Source organism: Streptomyces sp. NBC_01546 (assembly GCF_045208355.1).
Classification (GTDB): domain Bacteria; phylum Actinomycetota; class Actinomycetes; order Streptomycetales; family Streptomycetaceae; genus Streptomyces.
This window is the reverse complement of the sequence record NZ_CP109379.1, coordinates 2617063-2635148: the sequence shown is the minus strand read 5'-3', so window position 1 is coordinate 2635148 and position 18086 is coordinate 2617063. Positions and strand designations below refer to the sequence as shown.

Below are 18086 nucleotides of genomic sequence, written 5' to 3'. Positions count from 1 at the left end.
GACATGGCCCCAGTCGCCATGCGTAGTGTTGCGAAATCCCTTTCCGAAGCGAAGCCGGTCTCGTACTGGCTGGACGACCCCGGCAAGCCCGCCGCGCAGCCGGCGCTCACCACCGACGAGCGGTGCGACCTGCTGGTCATCGGCGGCGGCTACAGCGGACTGTGGACCGCGCTGCTCGCCAAGGAGCGCGACCCCGGGCGGGACGTCGTCCTGATCGAGAGCAAGGAGGCGGGCTGGGCCGCCTCCGGCCGCAACGGCGGGTTCTGCGCCGCCTCCCTCACCCACGGACTCGCCAACGGGATGGCCCGCTGGCCCGACGAGCTGGCCAAGCTGGAGGAGCTGGGCGCCCGCAACCTCGACGCCATCGAGGAGGCCGTCGCCCGCTACGGCATCGACTGCGACTTCGAGCGCACCGGCGAGATCGACGTCGCCACCGAACCGCACCAGGTCGAGGAGCTGCGCGAACTGCACGAGGAGGCGCAGCGCCTGGGCCTCGCGGGCGGCTCCGAATGGCTGGACGGCGACGCGCTGCGCGCCGAGATCGACTCCCCGACCTTCCTCGCGGGCCTCTGGGACCGCGACGGCGTCGCCATGCTCAACCCGGCGAAGCTGGCCTGGGGCCTCAAGCAGGCCTGTCTGGACCTCGGGGTGCGGATCTACGAGAACACCCGCGGCCTGAAGCTGGCCTCGGCGGGCACGGGGATGACCGTCCAGACCCCGTACGGCACGATCCTCGCGCGCCGGGTCGCCCTGGGCACCAACATCTTCCCGTCGCTGGTCCGCCGCATCCGCCCGTTCACCGTGCCGGTCTACGACTACGCGCTGATGAGCGAGCCGCTGGACGAGGCGCAGCTCGCGGCCATCGGCTGGAAGAACCGGCAGGGGCTGGGCGACAGCGCGAACCAGTTCCACTACTTCAGGATCACCAAGGACCACCGGATCCTGTGGGGCGGTTACGACGCGATCTACCCCTACCGGGGGAAGCTCGACTCCGAGTACGACCACCGTCCCGAGACCTACCTCAAGCTCGCGGAGCACTTCTTCACCGCCTTCCCGCAGCTGGAGGGTCTGAAGTTCAGCCACGCCTGGGGCGGCGCGATCGACACCTGCTCGCGCTTCTCGGCCTTCTTCGGCACCTCGCACTCCGGGAAGGTGGCCTACGCGGCCGGGTACACCGGGCTCGGGGTGGGCGCCACCCGCTTCGGCGCGGACGTGATGCTGGACCTGCTCGACGGGGTCCCCACCGAGCGCACCCGGCTGGAGATGGTGAAGTCCAAGCCGATGCCGTTCCCGCCCGAGCCCTTCGCGTGGACCGGGATCACCCTCACCAAGTGGTCGCTGGCCCGCGCCGACAGCCGCGGCGGGCACCGCAACCTCTGGCTCCGGACGCTCGACCGCTTCGGCCTCGGCTTCGACAGCTGACCCGTCCGCGGAAGCCACGCCCCCGGCGCACACCGCCGATCACCATGTGACCCGCTTCACCTCCATGGAGTAACGGAACCCGCGTCATAGCCGCGCCCGGCCGCGCTCTCTCCCGGTGAGAACCCTTCACCGCGCGAGACGAACGGAGGCCGGGCGATGACGATCCCGGAGGCCAAGGCGGCAGTGGACTGGCTCGTATCGGTGGCGCCGGATCCCGACGCCTGCCGGTGGGAGTGGGAGCGCCATCCCCTCGGGGTGGTCCTCCTGCCCGCCGGCCGGCGCTGGGACGTGCTGATCCTGCCCGGGGAACTGGGGCAGGCCACCCTCGACGTACTGAAGCTGCTCCTCGACCGGCCCGGCCCGGTGCTCGCCGACTTCGGTGCCACGCGGCGGAGCCGCACAGTGTTCGGTCGGCTGGGCTTTTTCGTGCCCGCGGGCACGGCGTCGCGCTGGATCGGCACGGGCGTACGGGGAGCGGGGCGCGGGACCTGGATCGTGGTCCCGTATCCCGGGCGGGCGACCGGCGGGGTGCGCTGGCTGGTGCTGCCCGACGGGCAGGGGACGCTCACCGACCCGGCCGTGCTGGAGCTCGCGATGCACGAGGCGGCCGCGCGCGTGGTGGCGGAGGAGGGCCGGAAGTCTTGACAAGGGTATTGGTCTGGACCATGTTGGGCGCCGCCCCCGGCCATCGCCGGGAGGTGCCCCCAGCCCCCCTCCATCCCCCCATGTCCCGGAGGCAGTTGTGCGCAGAGCCTGGTCCATCCTTACGGCCGCCGCCCTGGCGGCGGCCGGCTTCCTCGCCGCGGGCCCGCCGGCCGCGGCGGACGGAGCGTCGACAGACATAGACGCAGTGCGCAACGGCGGCTTCGAAGCAGGCCTCGACGGCTGGAGCTGCTCGGCGGGCAGCGGGGCGGTCGTCGCCACCCCCGCCCACAGCGGGAGTTCCGCCCTCAGGGCCACCCCGGCGGGCCAGGACAACGCCCGCTGCGCCCAGACCGTCACCGTCAAGCCCGACTCGGCGTACACGCTGGCCGCCTGGGTGCAGGGCGCGTACGTCTACCTCGGCGCGAGTGGGACCGGCACCACCGACGTGTCCGCCTGGACCCAGACCCCGGGCGCCTGGAAACAGCTGACGACCAGCTTCCGCACCGGCCCGTCGACGACCTCCGTGACGGTCTACACGCACGGCTGGTACGGCCAGCCCGCCCACTTCACCGACGACCTCACCCTGGTCGGTCCCGACCCCGGCGGCCCCGGCCAGCCCCAGCCCCCGGCCGCCCCCACCGGCCTGACGACGAGCGCGACCTCCTCGACCTCGGTCTCCCTGTCCTGGGCGGCCGTGCCCGGGGCCACCTCGTACACCGTCCACCGGGACGGCGCGGCGCCCCTGTCCGTCAGCTCCGCCGCGGCGAGCGTGACCGGCCTCGCCGCGTCCACCACGTACACCTTCCAGGTCAGTGCGGTGAACGCGGCGGGCGCGTCCCCGAAGAGCGCTCCCGTCAGCGTGACCACGGCGAGCGGTGGCGGCGGCGGTGGCGGTGCCCTGCCCGCGCACGCGCTGGTCGGCTACCTGCACGCGAGCTTCGCCAACGGCTCCGGCTACGTGCGGATGGCGGACGTGCCCGCCTCCTGGGACGTCATCAACCTCGCCTTCGGCGAACCGACTTCGGTGACCTCGGGCGACATCCGCTTCCAGCTCTGCCCGGTCGCCGAGTGCCCGAACGCCGAAAGCCCGGCGGAGTTCAAGGCGGCGATCAAGGCCAAGCAGGCCGCGGGCAAGAAGGTGCTGATCTCCATCGGCGGCCAGAACGGCCAGGTGCAGCTCGCGACCACGGCCGCCCGCGACACCTTCGTCTCCTCCGTCAGCAAGATCATCGACGAGTACGGGCTCAACGGTCTCGACATCGACTTCGAGGGCCACTCCCTCTCGCTGGCCACCGGGGACACCGACTTCCGGGCCCCCACCACCCCGGGAATCGTCAACCTGATCTCGGCCGTGAAGACCCTCAAGGCCAAGTACGGCCCGGAGTTCGTCCTGACCATGGCCCCCGAGACCTTCTTCGTGCAGCTGGGCTACCAGTACTACGGTTCCGGCCCCTGGGGCGGCCAGGACCCGCGCGCCGGCGCCTACCTCCCGGTCATCCACGCCCTGCGGGACGACCTCACCCTGCTCCACGTCCAGGACTACAACTCGGGCTCGATCATGGGCCTCGACAACCAGTACCACTCCATGGGCGGCGCGGACTTCCACATCGCCATGACCGACATGCTGCTCACCGGCTTCCCGGTCGCCGGCGACACCGCCCGCGTCTTTCCGCCGCTGCGCCCGGAGCAGGTGGCCATCGGCCTCCCCGCCACCACGAACGCGGGCAACGGCCACACCCCGCCCGCCGAGGTGAACAAGGCCCTGGACTGCCTGACGAAGAAGACGAACTGCGGCAGCTACCAGACGCACGGCAGCTGGCCCGCCCTGCGCGGCCTGATGACCTGGTCGATCAACTGGGACCGCTTCGGAGGCTGGGAGTTCAGCCGGAACTTCGACGGCTACTTCGGCGGCTGAGCGGGCTGAGCGGGCCGCGCCGGCTGACCCAGCCCACGCCGATCAGCAGGGGTGCGCACATCAGCAGGCTGGCCAGCACGTCCAGCGGCCAGTGCCACCCCCGCAGGATCAGACCGACGGCCGTTGCCCCCGTGAGGACGAGGGCAATGGCCGTCGGCCATGCCCGGCGGGTGTACGGGCGTACGAGCAGGGCTGCGCCGAGGTACGCGACGGCCGCCGTGGCCGTGTGGCCCGAGGGGAAGTAGCCGGCGGCCCAGGGCTCCAGGGGGCCCGGGCGGGCGGTCCACTGCTTGAACGGGATGACCAGTGCCGGCACCAGGGCCATGGCCAGTCCGGCCGCCCCGGCGGCGAGGCGCCGGCCGCGCCGGGCGGCGTAGGCCATGGCCAGGGCGAGGACGGGCACGGCGACCGGGATGTTGCCCAGGTCCGAGAGGCGTTCGGTGACGGAGTCGGGGACCGTGCGCACCAGCGCGCGGCTCAGCGCGAGATCCGGGGTCAGCAGCGGGCCGGAGACCAGCACCTGCCAGGTGACCAGGGAGAAGAGGAGGCCGCACACGGCGGCGACGAGGAGAGGAATGGCCGGCCGTCCCGGAACAGGGGGGATGGTTCCGGGACGGCCGCCCGGATCGGGTTGCCGCTCGCCCCGGGGGGTTTGGGGCGGTCGGCCGTCCGATCGGTGAGGAGTGTGCGCGAACGCATGCCCAGTACGGCGCTGGGGAAGCCCGGTACTGGAGTCGCCCTCGGTTTCCCGGGAGCGGGGTGTCTCACTCATCTGCAGAAACCGTACGGCAGCGAGAGGGGGGCCGACAGCAGGAACGCGCTCCCGCCATCGGCCCCCCACACGTTCTTCACAGCGTCCGACCGTTACCGGCGGTAGAAATCGGGCGCTGCGCTCTCACGTTCTACACGTTCGATCAGATGCCCGCAAAAGCGGCCTCGAGGATGTCCAGGCCCTCGTTCAGCAGGTCCTCGCCGATGACGATCGGCGGGAGGAAGCGGAGCACGTTGCCGTAGGTGCCGCAGGTGAGGACGAGCAGGCCCTCGGCGTGGCAGGCCTTGGCGAGCGCGCCGGCCGCCTCCGGGAACGGGGTCTTGGACGCGGGGTCCTTGACCAGCTCGATCGCGATCATGGCGCCGCGGCCGCGGATGTCGCCGATGATCTCGTACTTCTCCTGCATGGCCGTCAGGCGGGCCTTCATGACGGACTCGATCTTCTTCGCCGCGGCGTTGAGGTCGAGCTCCTTCATGGTCTCGATGGAGCCGAGCGCACCGGCGCAGGCCACCGGGTTGCCGCCGTAGGTGCCGCCCAGGCCACCCGCGTGCGCGGAGTCCATGATCTCGGCGCGGCCGGTCACGGCGGCGAGCGGCAGACCGCCCGCGATGCCCTTGGCGGTGGTGATCAGGTCCGGGACGATGCCCTCGTCCTCGCACGCGAACCACTGGCCGGTGCGGCAGAAGCCGGACTGGATCTCGTCGGCGACGAAGACGATGCCGTTGTCGTTGGCGAACTTCACGATCGCGGGGAGGAAGCCCTTGGCCGGCTCGATGAAGCCGCCCTCGCCGAGCACCGGCTCGATGATGATCGCGGCGACGTTGTCGGCGCCGATCTGCTTGGTGATCTGGTCGATCGCCTGGGCGGCGGCCTCGGGGCCGCAGTTCTCGGCGCCGGTGAGCCAGCGGTAGCCGTAGGCGACCGGGACGCGGTAGACCTCGGGGGCGAACGGACCGAAGCCCTGCTTGTACGGCATGTTCTTCGAGGTCAGCGCCATCGTGAGGTTCGTACGGCCGTGGTAGCCGTGGTCGAAGACGACGACGGCCTGGCGCTTGGTGTACGCACGGGCGATCTTGACGGCGTTCTCGACGGCCTCGGCGCCGGAGTTGAACAGCGCCGACTTCTTCGCGTGGTCACCCGGGGTGAGCTCGGCGAGGGCCTCGCAGACCTCGACGTAGCCCTCGTAGGGGGTGACCATGAAACAGGTGTGGGTGAAGTCCGCGAGCTGCGCGGAGGCGCGGCGCACGACGGCCTCGGCGGAGGCACCGACCGAGGTCACGGCGATGCCGGAGCCGAAGTCGATCAGGCGGTTGCCGTCGACGTCCTCGATGATGCCGCCGCCCGCACGGGCCGTGAAGACGGGGAGCACGGAGCCCACGCCGCCGGCCACCGTCTCGAGGCGGCGGGCCTGCAGCTCCTGCGACTTGGGGCCGGGGATCGCGGTGACGATGCGGCGCTCCTGCGGGACAGCGGTCATAGAGGGCTCCTGGGGGGTGTTTTCGGACGCACTTGTGTCTTTGTCCGCAGGCTAGGCCCGGCAGAGGGGGTACGGCATGCTCCGTTCGGGAGTGGTGCCCGCGTGTCCTTGTCCGTGACGGCCATAGGAAGGACGCCGGACGTCTCCCGCCGGTCATGGCGGGGTACGGCCCCAACACCCGGGCCGGGCACTAGATTGAGCGCCGCAGCGCACGGCACGGTCAGGGGGCAGGGGTTTCATGGACACCGACGGCACGCACGAGACGCGCCCACCCGGTACCGGGCAGATCCCCCGGCCGGCCGGCCCACCGCCCCCGGGTCTTCCCCCCAAGCCCTCCCACGCGCCCACCGCCGGGCCGTCACTGGGGGAGTGGCTGCGCGTCCCGCGCGCCTCGGACGGGCCCGGCGTCTGGTCGTACGGACACGTGCCGCGGGCCGCCGAAGAGCCCGAGGAGACCCCGACCCGCCAACTGGTCAGCGGAGCCCTGATCGCCCTGCTGGCCGGGCTGCTCCTGTGGTCCCTGCTGTGGAACGGATACCTCGGCGGCTTCTGGCTCTGGCCCCTCTACATGTTCACGCCCGACTCCTGGGCCGGGACGCTCCCCGCCGTCGTGGCCTCGTACGTCTGGTACGCCGTGGTCGCCGGCATCCTGGCGACGGGCTTCGGGCGACTGGGCCGCTGGCCCGAGCTGGGCCGCCGGGTGCTCACCAGCCGCCCCGTCCGCGCCGTGCACACGGTCGCCCCGGCCCGCCCCGAGGCGGGCGGCGCGGACGACCCCGCGCGCTGGCCGCAGCTGCGGGGGGCCGGCCTCGACGAGGCGGCCGACCGGCTCGAGGGGGAGGCCGGGGCCGGGCGGATGAACGACGTGGACTACACCCGGATCCGGCGGGCCTGGGATTCCGTGCGGGTCGACCCGTCCCGGCTGCGGGCCTTCGCCGAGGCCGTGCGGGACAAGGGCGCCGGGGCCTGCGTACACCCGTCCGGGGCGCGGGACCTGCCCGTGCGCGCCGCCCGCCACGACCTGCTGGCCCGTCAGGTGCGGCTCGGCACCGTCGAGGACGGCCCGCGCAATCCCTACGTCCGCCGCGGCACTTCGCTCGCCCTGGACCCCGACGTGCTGGGCACCTCGCTGCTCGCCGTCGGGCCGTCGGGATCCGGCAAGACCCGGCGCCTGGTCCGGCCCGTCGTCGAGTCCCTCGCGCTCCAGGCGCTCGCCGGCCAGGCCGCCGTCGTCGCCGTCGGCGCGGCCGGGGCCCAGCTCGGCCCGGACGACGCCTTCGACGTCGTGGTCCGCATCGGCGACCCCGAGTCCGTCTACGACCTCGACCTCTACGGCGGCACCACCGACCCCGACGAGGCCGCCACGCTCCTCGCCGAGGCCTTCGTCGGGGACGTCCCCGGCATCGAGGTGCGCCGGGCGGCGACCGCACTCGCCCAGCTCCTCGGCCCGTTCCGGACGGCGTACGGCCGCTTCCCCGCCGTGCCCGAGCTGCGCGAACTGCTCGACCCGCTGCCGGACGCCTTCGGCGCGCTGCGCCGGGAGCTGGCCGACGCCGGCCAGCACGCGATGCTCCGCGAGCTCGACGCCCGGGAACGGCAGCACAGGGCCCCCGGCGACCCCGGACCGGCCCTCGCCGACCGGGTGGCGCTGCTCGACCGGCCCGCCTTCGCCGCCTTCTTCGACACCACCGGCCAGAACCGGCCGTTCTCCCTGCGCACCCTCGAGCACCCGATCCGCGTCCGCGTCGACCTCCCCGAGCGCGGCCACGCCGACGCCTCCCGGATGCTGGCCCGGCTGCTGCTCGCCCAGTTCAACGCCGCCGCGGCCGCCCGCACCGACCGCTCCCTGTTCGCCTTCCTCACCTTCGACGACGCCTCGCACACCCTGACCCCGCAGACCGTCCGGGGCGTGCAGCGGCTGCGCTCGGCGAACGCCGGAGTCCTGCTCACGCTGCGCTCGCTGGACGACGTACCGGAGGAGCTGCGGACGCCGCTGCTCGGCGCGGTCGGCTGCCGCATGGCCTTCTCCGGGGTCACCACCTGGGACGGCAAGCGCTTCGCCGAGGCCTGGGGCACCGAATGGGTGGAGACGCGCGACGTCACCCACCGCACCGTCTTCGCCGACCAGCCGCTGACCAGGCTGATCCACGCCTTCCGCAAGCTCGTCACCGGCAAGGCCGTCACCACCGACGCGGTCACCGTGCGGCAGGTGGAGCGCGAACGGTGGTCCGCCTCGGACCTGGCGCACGCCGTGCCGCCGGGGCACGCGGTGCTGTCCTTGACCTCGGTTCAAGGGGAACGGGCGGCTCCGCTGCTGGTCCGGCTCGGCGGAACGGCCTGAACAGACCCGTACGAGGTGGCAGAATCGAGGGGAGTCGTTCATACGACACGGCGAAATGGGGTGCGGCTCCTCTGATGCCCTTCTGTCGCCCCTCTTCCGCCGTCCCCTCCCGCTAAGGCCCCTGGTATCCGATGCCGCTCACCCTCGCCTCGCTCGTCCAGCATTCGGCGCTCAAGCTCAGCGTCCGGGCAGGGGAGGGCCGCCTCGACACCCCCGTGCGCTGGGCCCACGTCAGCGAGCTCGCCGACCCCGTGCCCTACATGGAGGGCGGGGAGCTGCTCCTGATCACCGCGATGAAGCTGGACGCGGAGGATCCGCAGGAGATGGGCCCCTACGTACGCCGCCTCGCCGCGGCCGGGGTCGTCGGCATCGGCTTCGCGGTCGGCGTGAACTACGACGCGATTCCCGAAGCGCTGGTCGAGGCCGCGCGCAAGGAGGACATGCCGCTGCTGGAGGTCCCGCGGCGGACCCCCTTCCTCGCCATCAGCAAGGCCGTCTCCGCCGCGCTCGCCGCCGACCAGTACCGGGCCGTGACCGCCGGTTTCGAGGCGCAGCGGGAGCTGACGCGCGCCGCGCTCTCCGCCGACGGGCCCGCCGAGCTGCTGGCGAAGCTGGCGGCGCACGTGCACGGCTGGGCCGCGCTGTACGACGCCTCGGGCTCGGTCGTCGCGGCCGCCCCCGACTGGGCCGCCCGGCGCGCCGCCCGGCTCACCCCGGACGTGGAGCGGCTGCGGGAGCGGCCCGCGCCCGCGAGCGCCGTCGTCGGCGGCTCCGAGGACCGGGTCGAGCTGCAGTCCCTGGGCACGGGCCGGCGGGCGCGCGGCGCGCTCGCCGTCGGTACGGGGGCCCCGCTGGGCACGGCCGAGCGGTACGCCGTGCACTCCGCGGTCGCACTGCTCACCCTCACCACCGAGCGCTCGCGCTCGCTCCACGACGCCGAGTCCCGGCTGGGCGCTGCGGTGCTGCGGATGCTGCTGGCCGGGGAGGCGGAGCACGCGCAGGCCGTCGCCGGGGACCTGTACGGGGCCCTGCTGGAGGCACCGTTCCGGCTGATCGCCGCCGAGGCGGCGCTGCCGGGGACGGCCCAGCCCGAGGGGCTGGCCCTGCTGGCCGACACGGTGGAGTCGGCGGCGTCCCGCACCGGGGAGCCGTTGCTGGTGGTCCCGGAGCCGGGCCGGCTCGTGGTCCTGGCCGCCGACGGGGGAGCGGCCGTACAGGCGTGCATGGACCACGCGGAGGCGCTGGAGGCGCGGCGCGGCCGGGACGCCGCGGGTCCCGAGCCCGACGAACTGGTGGTCGGCCTGTCCGCGCCGGCCGGTCCGGACACCGTCGCGGCGGCCCTGAAGCAGGCCGACCAGGCCCTGGCCGTGGCCCGGCGGCGGGGACGGCCGATGGTGGAGCACGAGGAGATGGCGGCCGGCTCGGTCCTGCCGCTGCTGGCCGACGACGCCGTACGGGCCTTCGCGGACGGCACCCTGCGCGCGCTGCGGGAACACGACGCGACCGGACGCGGCGACCTCGTGGCCTCGTTGCAGGCCTGGCTCTCGCGCCACGGCCAGTGGGACGCGGCCGCCGCCGACCTCGGCGTGCACCGGCACACCCTGCGCTACCGGATGAAGCGGGTCGAGGAGATCCTCGGCCGCTCCCTGGACGACCCGGACGTCCGCATGGAGCTCTGGCTCGCCCTCAAGGCCTCCCCGAACCCGGCATAGGCCCGGCATGGGCCCGGCATGGGCCCGGCGGGGGCAGGCCTCCGGCCCCAGGACAGTGACAAAGCGGCGCGGCCCGGACAGCGGGTACTACACCCCGGCTAAACGACGAATCCCGGACCGGGTCCTACCGTGGTGGAGACAGCACCCCACCGCACACACTCGAAGGGCCGGGATTCGCATGACTTCCACCCACGCCTTCTGGCTCGCCGGCCGCCTGGCCACCGGCGAGGACAGCTTCGACGTCCACTCCCCGTGGGACGGACGCCTGGTCGGCACGGTCAGCGTGCCCACCGAGGCCCAGGTCGAAGAGGCCGTGGCCGCGGCGTACGCCGTGACGGCGGAGTTCTCGGCGACCCCCGCCCACGTGCGCGCCGCCGCCCTGGACCACGTGTCCAAGCGGCTCGCCGAGCGCACCGAGGAGATCGCCCAGCTGATCTCCGCCGAGAACGGCAAGCCCATCAAGTGGGCGCGCGGTGAGGTCGGCCGTGCGGTGTCCGTGTTCCGCTTCGCCGCCGAAGAGGCCCGTCGCTTCAACGGCGGAGACGCCCAGCGCCTCGACACCGACGCCGGTGGCGTCGGCCGCCTCGCGCTGACCCGCCGCTTCGTCAAGGGTCCGGTCCTCGGCATCGCGCCGTTCAACTTCCCGCTGAACCTGTGCGCCCACAAGGTGGCCCCGGCCATCGCCGTCGGCGCGCCGATCATCCTGAAGCCCGCCCCGGCCACGCCCCTGTCCGGGCTGATCCTGGGCGAGCTGCTCGCCGAGACCGACCTCCCGGCCGGTTCCTGGTCGGTCCTGCCGGTCGCGAACGAGAAGATGCCCGCCCTGGTCAAGGACGAGCGCCTCCCCGTCATCTCCTTCACCGGCTCCGACACCGTCGGCTACGCCATCCAGCAGTCGGTGCCCCACAAGCACTGCACCCTGGAGCTCGGCGGCAACGCCGCGGCCGTGGTCCTCGCCGACTGGTCCTCCGAGGCCGACCTCGACTGGGCCGCGACCCGTATCGCGACCTTCTCGAACTACCAGGCCGGTCAGTCCTGCATCTCTGTGCAGCGCGTGATCGCCGATGCCTCCGTCTACGACCGCCTCGTCGAGAAGGTCGTCGCGAAGGTCCAGGCCCAGGTCACCGGTGACCCGTCCGACTCCGCCACCGACGTCGGCCCCCTCGTCTCCGAGGACGCCGCCAAGCGGGTCGAGTCCTGGGTCGACGAGGCCGTGTCCGCCGGAGCCAAGCTGCTCACCGGTGGCAAGCGCGAGGGTGCCTCGTACGAGCCCACCGTGCTCGCGGAGGTCCCGGCGGGCGTCAAGCTCGCCACCGAGGAGGTCTTCGGTCCGGTGCTGACCCTGACGAAGACCGAGAACACCGACGAGGCCTTCGCCGCGGTGAACGACTCCAAGTTCGGTCTGCAGACCGGCGTCTTCACCCGCGACATCCAGGTCGCCTTCCGCGCCCACCGCGAGCTCGAGGTCGGCGGTGTGGTCGTCGGCGACGCGCCGTCCTACCGCGCCGACCAGATGCCCTACGGCGGCGTCAAGCAGTCCGGTGTGGGCCGCGAGGGTGTCCGCTATGCGATGGACGACTACACGTACGAGCGAGTCCTGGTCCTGACCGGCCTCGACATCTGATCTCGTACGGCCAAAAAGCCGACGGCCGGAGCCTACTGTGCGGGGGCTCCGGCCGTCCCCCTTTTCCATCCCGCCCACATTGGGTACGACTCACAGGTAGCACCGGCTGGTAATCCGGTGAACCACACCCGACTCGGCGGCGAGGTGAGTCCCCTCATGTCCGCAACACAGCCCGCACAGCCCAAGGTGACCGAGCGCGAGGCACGGCAGGTCGCGGAAGCGGCCCGGGAACAGGACTGGCGCAAGCCCAGCTTCGCCAAGGAGCTCTTCCTCGGCAGGCTGCGGCTCGATCTGATCCACCCTCACCCGCTCCCCGCCGACGAGGACGTCCGGCGCGGCGAGGCCTTCCTGGCCCGGCTGCGGGAGTTCTGTGAGGCCCAGCTCGCCGAAGGTATCGCAGCGCGCATCGAGCGCGAGGCGAAGATCCCCGACGAGACCGTGCGCGGGCTGAAAGAGCTCGGCGCCCTCGGCATGAAGATCGACCCCAAGTACGGCGGCCTCGGCCTCACCCAGGTCTACTACAACAAGGCGCTAGCCCTCGTCGGCTCCGTCAGCCCCGCCATCGGCGCCCTGCTCTCCGCCCACCAGTCGATCGGCGTCCCCCAGCCGCTGAAGATCTTCGGCACGCAGGAGCAGAAGGACGCCTACCTGCCGCGCTGCGCCACCACCGCCATCAGCGCCTTCCTGCTCACCGAGCCGGACGTGGGCTCCGACCCTGCGCGCCTGGCCACCACGGCGGTCCCGGACGGGGAGGACGCGTACGTCCTCGACGGGGTGAAGCTGTGGACCACCAACGGGGTGGTCGCGGACCTGCTCGTGGTGATGGCCCGGGTACCCAGGAGCGAGAACCACCGCGGCGGGATCACCGCCTTCGTCGTCGAGGCCGATTCACCGGGGATCACCGTCGAGCACCGCAACGCCTTCATGGGCCTGCGCGGTCTGGAGAACGGCGTCACGCGCTTCCACCAGGTCCGGGTGCCCGCCTCCCAGCGCATCGGGGCCGAGGGCTCCGGCCTCAAGATCGCCCTGACCACCCTCAACACCGGACGGCTGTCGCTGCCCGCCATGTGCGTCGGCGCCGGGAAGTGGTGCCTGAAGATCGCCCGCGAGTGGTCCGGCGTACGCGAGCAGTGGGGCCGGCCGGTCGCGAAGCACGAGGCGGTCGGCGCCAAGATCTCCTTCATCGCCGCCACCACCTTCGCCCTCGAAGCCGTCGTCGACCTGGCCTCCCAGATGGCCGACGAGGACCGCAACGACATCCGCATCGAGGCCGCCCTCGCCAAGCTGTACGGCTCGGAAATGGCCTGCCTGATGGCCGACGAGCTGGTCCAGATCCGCGGCGGCCGCGGCTTCGAGACCGCCGAGTCCCTCGCCGCCCGCGGCGAGCGCGCCGTCCCCGCCGAGCAGATGCTCCGCGACCTGCGCATCAACCGGATCTTCGAGGGCTCCACCGAGATCATGCACCTGCTGATCGCCCGCGAGGCCGTCGACGCCCACCTGTCGGTCGCGGGCGACCTCATCGACCCCGAAAAGGACCTCGGCGACAAGGCCAAGGCGGGCGCCCGCGCCGCCGGGTTCTACGCCCGCTGGCTGCCCAAGCTGGCCACCGGCGCCGGCCAGGTACCCGGCACCTACCGGGCCTTCCACCCCGGCGGCCACCCCGACCTCGCCACCCACCTGCGCTATGTCGAGCGCAGCGCCCGCAAACTCGCCCGGTCCACGTTTTACGCCATGTCCCGCTGGCAGGGCCGCATGGAGACCAAGCAGGGCTTCCTCGGCCGGATCGTCGACATCGGCGCCGAGCTCTTCGCGATGAGCGCGGCCTGCGTCCGCGCGGAGCACCTGCGGGCCACCGGCGACCACGGCCGCGAGGCCTACCAGCTGGCCGACGCCTTCTGCCGGCAGTCCCGGATCCGGGTCGAGGAGCTCTTCGGCCGGCTCTGGACCAACACCGACGCACTCGACCGGAAGGTCGTCGAGGGCGTGCTGAGCGGCACCTACACCTGGCTGGAGGACGGCATCATCGACCCCTCCGGCGAGGGCCCCTGGATCGCGGACGCCTCCCCCGGCCCCTCGACCCGGGAAAACGTCCACCGCCCCCTCCGCTGACCTGCAATCATCGACAGTAGTCGGACTGATGTACGGGTACTGGTGCGAGTGCGAGGCGGGCTGCGATGTCGACGGCCGTGGAAGACCGAAACAGCCGGCGGCTGGCCTGGTGCGTGGCGCACGTCCTGCGCCACGCACCGGACCACGTGGCCGCCGAACTCCTCGACCGGCTGGCGGGGCACGACCCGGCGGCCCGCAAATACCTGTGCCGCGACGAATGGCTGCCCGCCTCCGCCGTCACGCTCCTGCTGCGCCGCGGCAGCGCGCAGGACCGGCACTTCATCGCCCGCAACCCGCGCGTCGTCGGACGGCCGCTGCCCGGTCTGCCCGGCCCCGCGCGGTACGCGGCCCGCCCCGGGCCCTCCCCCGAACTGCTGGCGCAGGTCGGCCCCGGGCCGTTCGGCCAGGACGAGCTGGTGGCGCTGCTGCGCCGGCACGGCCGCCGGCCCCGGGTCCCCCTGACCCTGCTGCGCATGCCGCACGACCCCCTCGACCCCGAGGCGCTGCTGCGCGAGCACGCCCGGGACCCGCTGCCGCCCAGCGCGGTCGAGGCCCTGCTGCTGGTCGGCGGACTGCCCCGCGAGGCCTGCCGGGCGCTGCTCGACGCCGGCACGCAGGACGCGAACGGGTACCGGTGGTACCGGCCCGCCGTCCGGGCCGTCCGGATGGGCCTGCTCACCTGCGACGAGCTCGTCGCCCACGTCGCCCCCGCACACCGAACGCTGCTGCTCGCGGACCTGCCCGAGACCAGGGGCCTGCGCTGGTCCCTGCCCGAACGGACGGGCATGCGGACGGCCGTCGCCCGGGCGCTGCGTCCCCTGCGGGACGACCCCCGGCTCTGGGCGGAGCTGCTCCGCCACGCCCCCGCCTTCCGCGGCACCCTGCCGGTACTCGTCGCCCGGATCGTGCGCGGCACCCTGCCGGAGCCCGCCGACGGGCCCGTTGTCCCCTGGCTCGCCGAGGCGGTGCGCTCCCTGGCTCCGAAGGCCGCCCCGCCCGTCGGGGGAGTGGACCGCGAACTGGCCCTGGCGAGCCTCGCGGTGCCCATGCAGTCCGTCCAGGAGGACATCCGGTGGGTGCGCGACTGCCTGGCCCGCGGGCTGCTCACGGGCCAGGACGTGATCCGGCACAAGGCGCCCGCCTGCTGGGCCCTGGACGAGGACCACTGGCTGGGCGACGTGAACCACCCCGACCGCCACGACTGGATCGCGCCGGTGCTCGCCGCCCGGGCCGAGGCGGACCGGCTGTTCGCCCTGGCCCTCGGCGCCGATCCGGACGCCTGGTGGCGCGTCGCCGTCACGCTCCCGGACTTCGCCGGAACCCTGCCCCACCTCCTCCTGCGGGTCACTGAAGGGGGCTCCGTGTCGGGCCGCTCCTGACTTCCGGCAACAATGGGGGCATGAGCGACCGCCCAGCCCCCCTCGCCGATCCGCACCTCCTCTTCGACCCCGCGGCCGGCCCCCGGGACATCGTCATCCTCGGGTCCACCGGGTCCATCGGCACCCAGGCCATCGACCTCGCCCTGCGCAACCCGGACCGGTTCCGGGTGACGGCGCTGTCCGCCGCCGGCGGGCGGGTCGGGCTGCTGGCCGAGCAGGCCCGGCTGCTCCGGGTCAAGGCGGTGGCCGTCGCCCGGGAGGACGTCGTACCGGCCCTGAAAGAGGCGCTGAGCGCCCAGTACGGGGCGTCCGAGCCGCTGCCCGAGATCCTGGCCGGTCCGGACGCGGCCGCCGAGCTCGCGGCCTCCGAGTGCCACACCGTCCTCAACGGCATCACCGGCTCCATCGGCCTCGCGCCCACCCTCGCCGCGCTGCGGGCGGGCCGCACCCTGGCCCTCGCCAACAAGGAGTCGCTGATCGTCGGCGGCCCCCTGGTGAAGGCCCTCGCGCAGCCCGGCCAGATCATCCCCGTGGACTCCGAGCACGCGGCGCTCTTCCAGGCGCTCGCCGCCGGGACCCGGGCCGACGTGCGCAAGCTCGTGGTCACGGCCTCGGGCGGGCCCTTCCGCGGCCGCACCCGGGCCGAGCTGGGACAGGTGACCGTCAAGGACGCCCTCGCGCACCCCACCTGGGCCATGGGCCCGGTGATCACCGTCAACTCGGCGACCCTGGTCAACAAGGGGCTCGAGGTCATCGAGGCGCACCTGCTCTACGACATCCCCTTCGACCGCATCGAGGTCGTGGTCCACCCGCAGTCCTACGTGCACTCGATGGTCGAGTTCACCGACGGCTCCACGCTCGCCCAGGCCACCCCGCCGGACATGCGCGGCCCCATCGCGATCGGCCTCGGCTGGCCCCAGCGGATCCCGGACGCGGCCCCCGCCTTCGACTGGACCAAGGCGTCCACGTGGGAGTTCTTCCCGCTGGACACCGAGGCCTTCCCGGCAGTGGGCCTGGCCCGGCACGTGGGCACCCTCGGCGGCACCGCCCCGGCCGTGTTCAACGCGGCCAACGAGGAGTGCGTCGAGGCATTCCTGGCAGGTCGGCTGCCGTTCACAGCAATCATGGATACCGTCTCTGCCGTGGTCGACGAGCACGGGACGCCGGAGTCGGGAACTTCCCTGACCGTTCAGGACGTCCTTGAAGCAGAGGCCTGGGCCAGGGCCCGGGCGCGGGAGATGGCGGCTCGGGCCGCCGTGGAGGCGGGCGCATGACACTGCTGATGACGGTGCTCGGGGTCGTGATCTTCGCGGTCGGCCTGCTGGTCTCCATCGCCTGGCACGAGCTCGGACACCTCTCCACGGCCAAGCTCTTCGGCATCCGGGTGCCGCAGTACATGGTGGGCTTCGGCCCGACCATCTGGTCACGGCGGAAGGGCGATACCGAGTACGGGATCAAGGCCATCCCGATGGGCGGCTACATCCGCATGATCGGGATGTTCCCGCCCGGCGAGGACGGCAAGGTCACCGCCCGCTCGACCTCGCCGTTCCGGTCGATGATCGAGGACGCGCGCTCGGCCGCGTACGAGGAGCTCCAGCCCGGCGACGAGACCCGGCTCTTCTACACGCGCAAGCCGTGGAAGCGCGTGATCGTGATGTTCGCCGGTCCGTTCATGAACCTGATCCTGGCCGTGGCGATCTTCCTCACCACGCTGATGACCTTCGGGCTGAACACGCAGACCACGACGGTCGCCACGGTCTCGGACTGCGTCATCCAGCAGAGCGAGAAGCGCGACAAGTGCGCCCCCGGGGACCCGGCCGCCCCCGCCAAGGCGGCGGGCCTCAAGGCGGGCGACAAGATCGTCGCCTTCAACGGCCGCCCGGTCGACGACTGGTCCGCCCTGCAGAAGGACATCCGCGCCACCGTCGGCCCCGCCAGGATCACCGTGGAGCGGGCCGGCGAGCAGGTCGGCCTCACGGCGAACCTGATCGAGAACAAGGTCGCCAAGACGGACGGCGACGGCAGGTACGTCAAGGACCAGTACGTCACGGCCGGCTTCCTCGGCTTCGCCCCCGCCTCCGGCTACGTCCCGCAGTCCTTCGGCCAGTCCGTCGACCGCATGGGCGAGATGATGACGGCCGGCGTGCAGTCGCTGATCGACCTGCCGTCCAAGGTCCCGGACCTGTGGAACGCGGCCTTCAACGGAGCCGAGCGCAAGCAGGACAGCCCCATGGGCGTGGTCGGCGCGGCGCGGGTCAGCGGTGAGATCTTCACCCTCGACATCCCCGCCCAGCACCAGCTGGTGTTCTTCCTCAACCTGCTGGCCGGCTTCAACCTCTCGCTGTTCCTGTTCAACATGCTGCCGCTGCTCCCGCTCGACGGCGGGCACATCGCGGGCGCCCTGTGGGAGTCGGTCCGGCGCAACGTGGCACGGGTCTTCCGGCGCCCCGACCCCGGCCCGTTCGACGTGGCCAAGCTGATGCCGGTCGCGTACGTGGTGGCCGGGCTGTTCATCTGCTTCACGCTGCTGGTGATGGTGGCGGACGTGGTGAACCCCATCAAGATCACCTAGCTGCGGCGGGCGCTACACGAGGAACACGGGAGCCGGGCACGCATCGTGCCCGGCTCCCTACGTTCGGGTGGCACACCCCCTCGGATGCGAGTGCCGCACCGTGGTTGGCGTAATCTCG

12 protein-coding genes are annotated in these 18086 nt (G+C 72.7%); 10 read left to right on the top strand and 2 right to left on the bottom strand.

Annotated elements, in window-relative coordinates:
• Window positions 1-3: 3 nt before the first annotated feature.
• The 3 genes from OHA89_RS11590 (at window position 4) to OHA89_RS11580 (ending at window position 3982) form a co-directional block, all read left to right on the top strand.
• Complete coding sequence (locus OHA89_RS11590) at window positions 4-1422, top strand: NAD(P)/FAD-dependent oxidoreductase (RefSeq protein WP_406366092.1); 1419 nt, start codon at window positions 4-6, stop codon at window positions 1420-1422.
• Window positions 1423-1578: 156 nt separating this feature from the next.
• Entirely contained in the window at window positions 1579-2067 is a 489-nt protein-coding gene (locus OHA89_RS11585; RefSeq protein ID WP_266614690.1) for a hypothetical protein, read from the top strand.
• Between the two features lie 97 nt (window positions 2068-2164).
• A complete protein-coding gene (locus OHA89_RS11580) occupies window positions 2165-3982 on the top strand; it encodes a chitinase (protein ID WP_406366090.1) in 1818 nt (605 codons plus the stop codon).
• Here OHA89_RS11580 and OHA89_RS11575 read toward each other — a convergent pair.
• Window positions 3948-4538 carry a phosphatase PAP2 family protein gene (locus OHA89_RS11575; protein ID WP_406366088.1) on the bottom strand — a complete coding sequence of 197 codons (591 nt, stop codon included), beginning with the start codon at window positions 4536-4538 and terminating at the stop codon, window positions 3948-3950. The two genes, OHA89_RS11580 and OHA89_RS11575, sit on opposite strands and share 35 nt — an antisense overlap.
• A gap of 358 nt (window positions 4539-4896) precedes the next feature.
• On the bottom strand, window positions 4897-6231 hold the full coding sequence (gabT, locus tag OHA89_RS11570) for a 4-aminobutyrate--2-oxoglutarate transaminase (RefSeq protein ID WP_215145299.1): 1335 nt from the start codon (window positions 6229-6231) through the stop codon (window positions 4897-4899).
• A 238-nt stretch (window positions 6232-6469) separates the two neighbouring features.
• Between gabT and OHA89_RS11565 the strand changes: the two genes are divergently transcribed.
• From OHA89_RS11565 to OHA89_RS11535, 7 genes are all read left to right on the top strand, one after another.
• Window positions 6470-8572, top strand: a complete 2103-nt coding sequence (locus tag OHA89_RS11565) for an ATP-binding protein (protein WP_406366086.1) — start codon at window positions 6470-6472, stop codon at window positions 8570-8572.
• 131 nt (window positions 8573-8703) lie between these two features.
• The gene (locus OHA89_RS11560; protein ID WP_257553946.1) at window positions 8704-10284 is read left to right on the top strand and encodes a PucR family transcriptional regulator; all 1581 of its coding nucleotides are present in this window, start codon (window positions 8704-8706) and stop codon (window positions 10282-10284) included.
• A gap of 178 nt (window positions 10285-10462) precedes the next feature.
• Window positions 10463-11908, top strand: a complete 1446-nt coding sequence (locus OHA89_RS11555) for an aldehyde dehydrogenase family protein (RefSeq protein ID WP_406366084.1) — start codon at window positions 10463-10465, stop codon at window positions 11906-11908.
• 156 nt (window positions 11909-12064) lie between these two features.
• Entirely contained in the window at window positions 12065-14017 is a 1953-nt protein-coding gene (locus OHA89_RS11550) for an acyl-CoA dehydrogenase family protein (RefSeq protein WP_257553945.1), read from the top strand.
• A gap of 65 nt (window positions 14018-14082) precedes the next feature.
• Complete coding sequence (locus OHA89_RS11545; protein ID WP_215146656.1) at window positions 14083-15396, top strand: hypothetical protein; 1314 nt, start codon at window positions 14083-14085, stop codon at window positions 15394-15396.
• 20 nt (window positions 15397-15416) lie between these two features.
• Entirely contained in the window at window positions 15417-16670 is a 1254-nt protein-coding gene (gene dxr, locus OHA89_RS11540; protein ID WP_266614683.1) for a 1-deoxy-D-xylulose-5-phosphate reductoisomerase, read from the top strand.
• On the top strand, window positions 16667-17968 hold the full coding sequence (locus OHA89_RS11535; RefSeq protein WP_257553943.1) for an RIP metalloprotease: 1302 nt from the start codon (window positions 16667-16669) through the stop codon (window positions 17966-17968). The genes dxr and OHA89_RS11535 overlap by 4 nt, the downstream gene beginning before the upstream one ends.
• Window positions 17969-18086 lie beyond the last annotated feature (118 nt).

Coding starts and splice junctions, on each gene's coding strand:
- OHA89_RS11590 (WP_406366092.1), top strand. CDS start 4: ATGGCCCCAGTCGCCATGCGTAGTGTTGCGAAATCCCTTTCCGAAGCG.
- OHA89_RS11585 (WP_266614690.1), top strand. CDS start 1,579: ATGACGATCCCGGAGGCCAAGGCGGCAGTGGACTGGCTCGTATCGGTG.
- gabT (WP_215145299.1), bottom strand. CDS start 6,231: ATGACCGCTGTCCCGCAGGAGCGCCGCATCGTCACCGCGATCCCCGGC.
- OHA89_RS11565 (WP_406366086.1), top strand. CDS start 6,470: ATGGACACCGACGGCACGCACGAGACGCGCCCACCCGGTACCGGGCAG.
- OHA89_RS11560 (WP_257553946.1), top strand. CDS start 8,704: ATGCCGCTCACCCTCGCCTCGCTCGTCCAGCATTCGGCGCTCAAGCTC.
- OHA89_RS11555 (WP_406366084.1), top strand. CDS start 10,463: ATGACTTCCACCCACGCCTTCTGGCTCGCCGGCCGCCTGGCCACCGGC.
- OHA89_RS11550 (WP_257553945.1), top strand. CDS start 12,065: ATGTCCGCAACACAGCCCGCACAGCCCAAGGTGACCGAGCGCGAGGCA.
- OHA89_RS11545 (WP_215146656.1), top strand. CDS start 14,083: ATGTCGACGGCCGTGGAAGACCGAAACAGCCGGCGGCTGGCCTGGTGC.
- dxr (WP_266614683.1), top strand. CDS start 15,417: ATGAGCGACCGCCCAGCCCCCCTCGCCGATCCGCACCTCCTCTTCGAC.
- OHA89_RS11535 (WP_257553943.1), top strand. CDS start 16,667: ATGACACTGCTGATGACGGTGCTCGGGGTCGTGATCTTCGCGGTCGGC.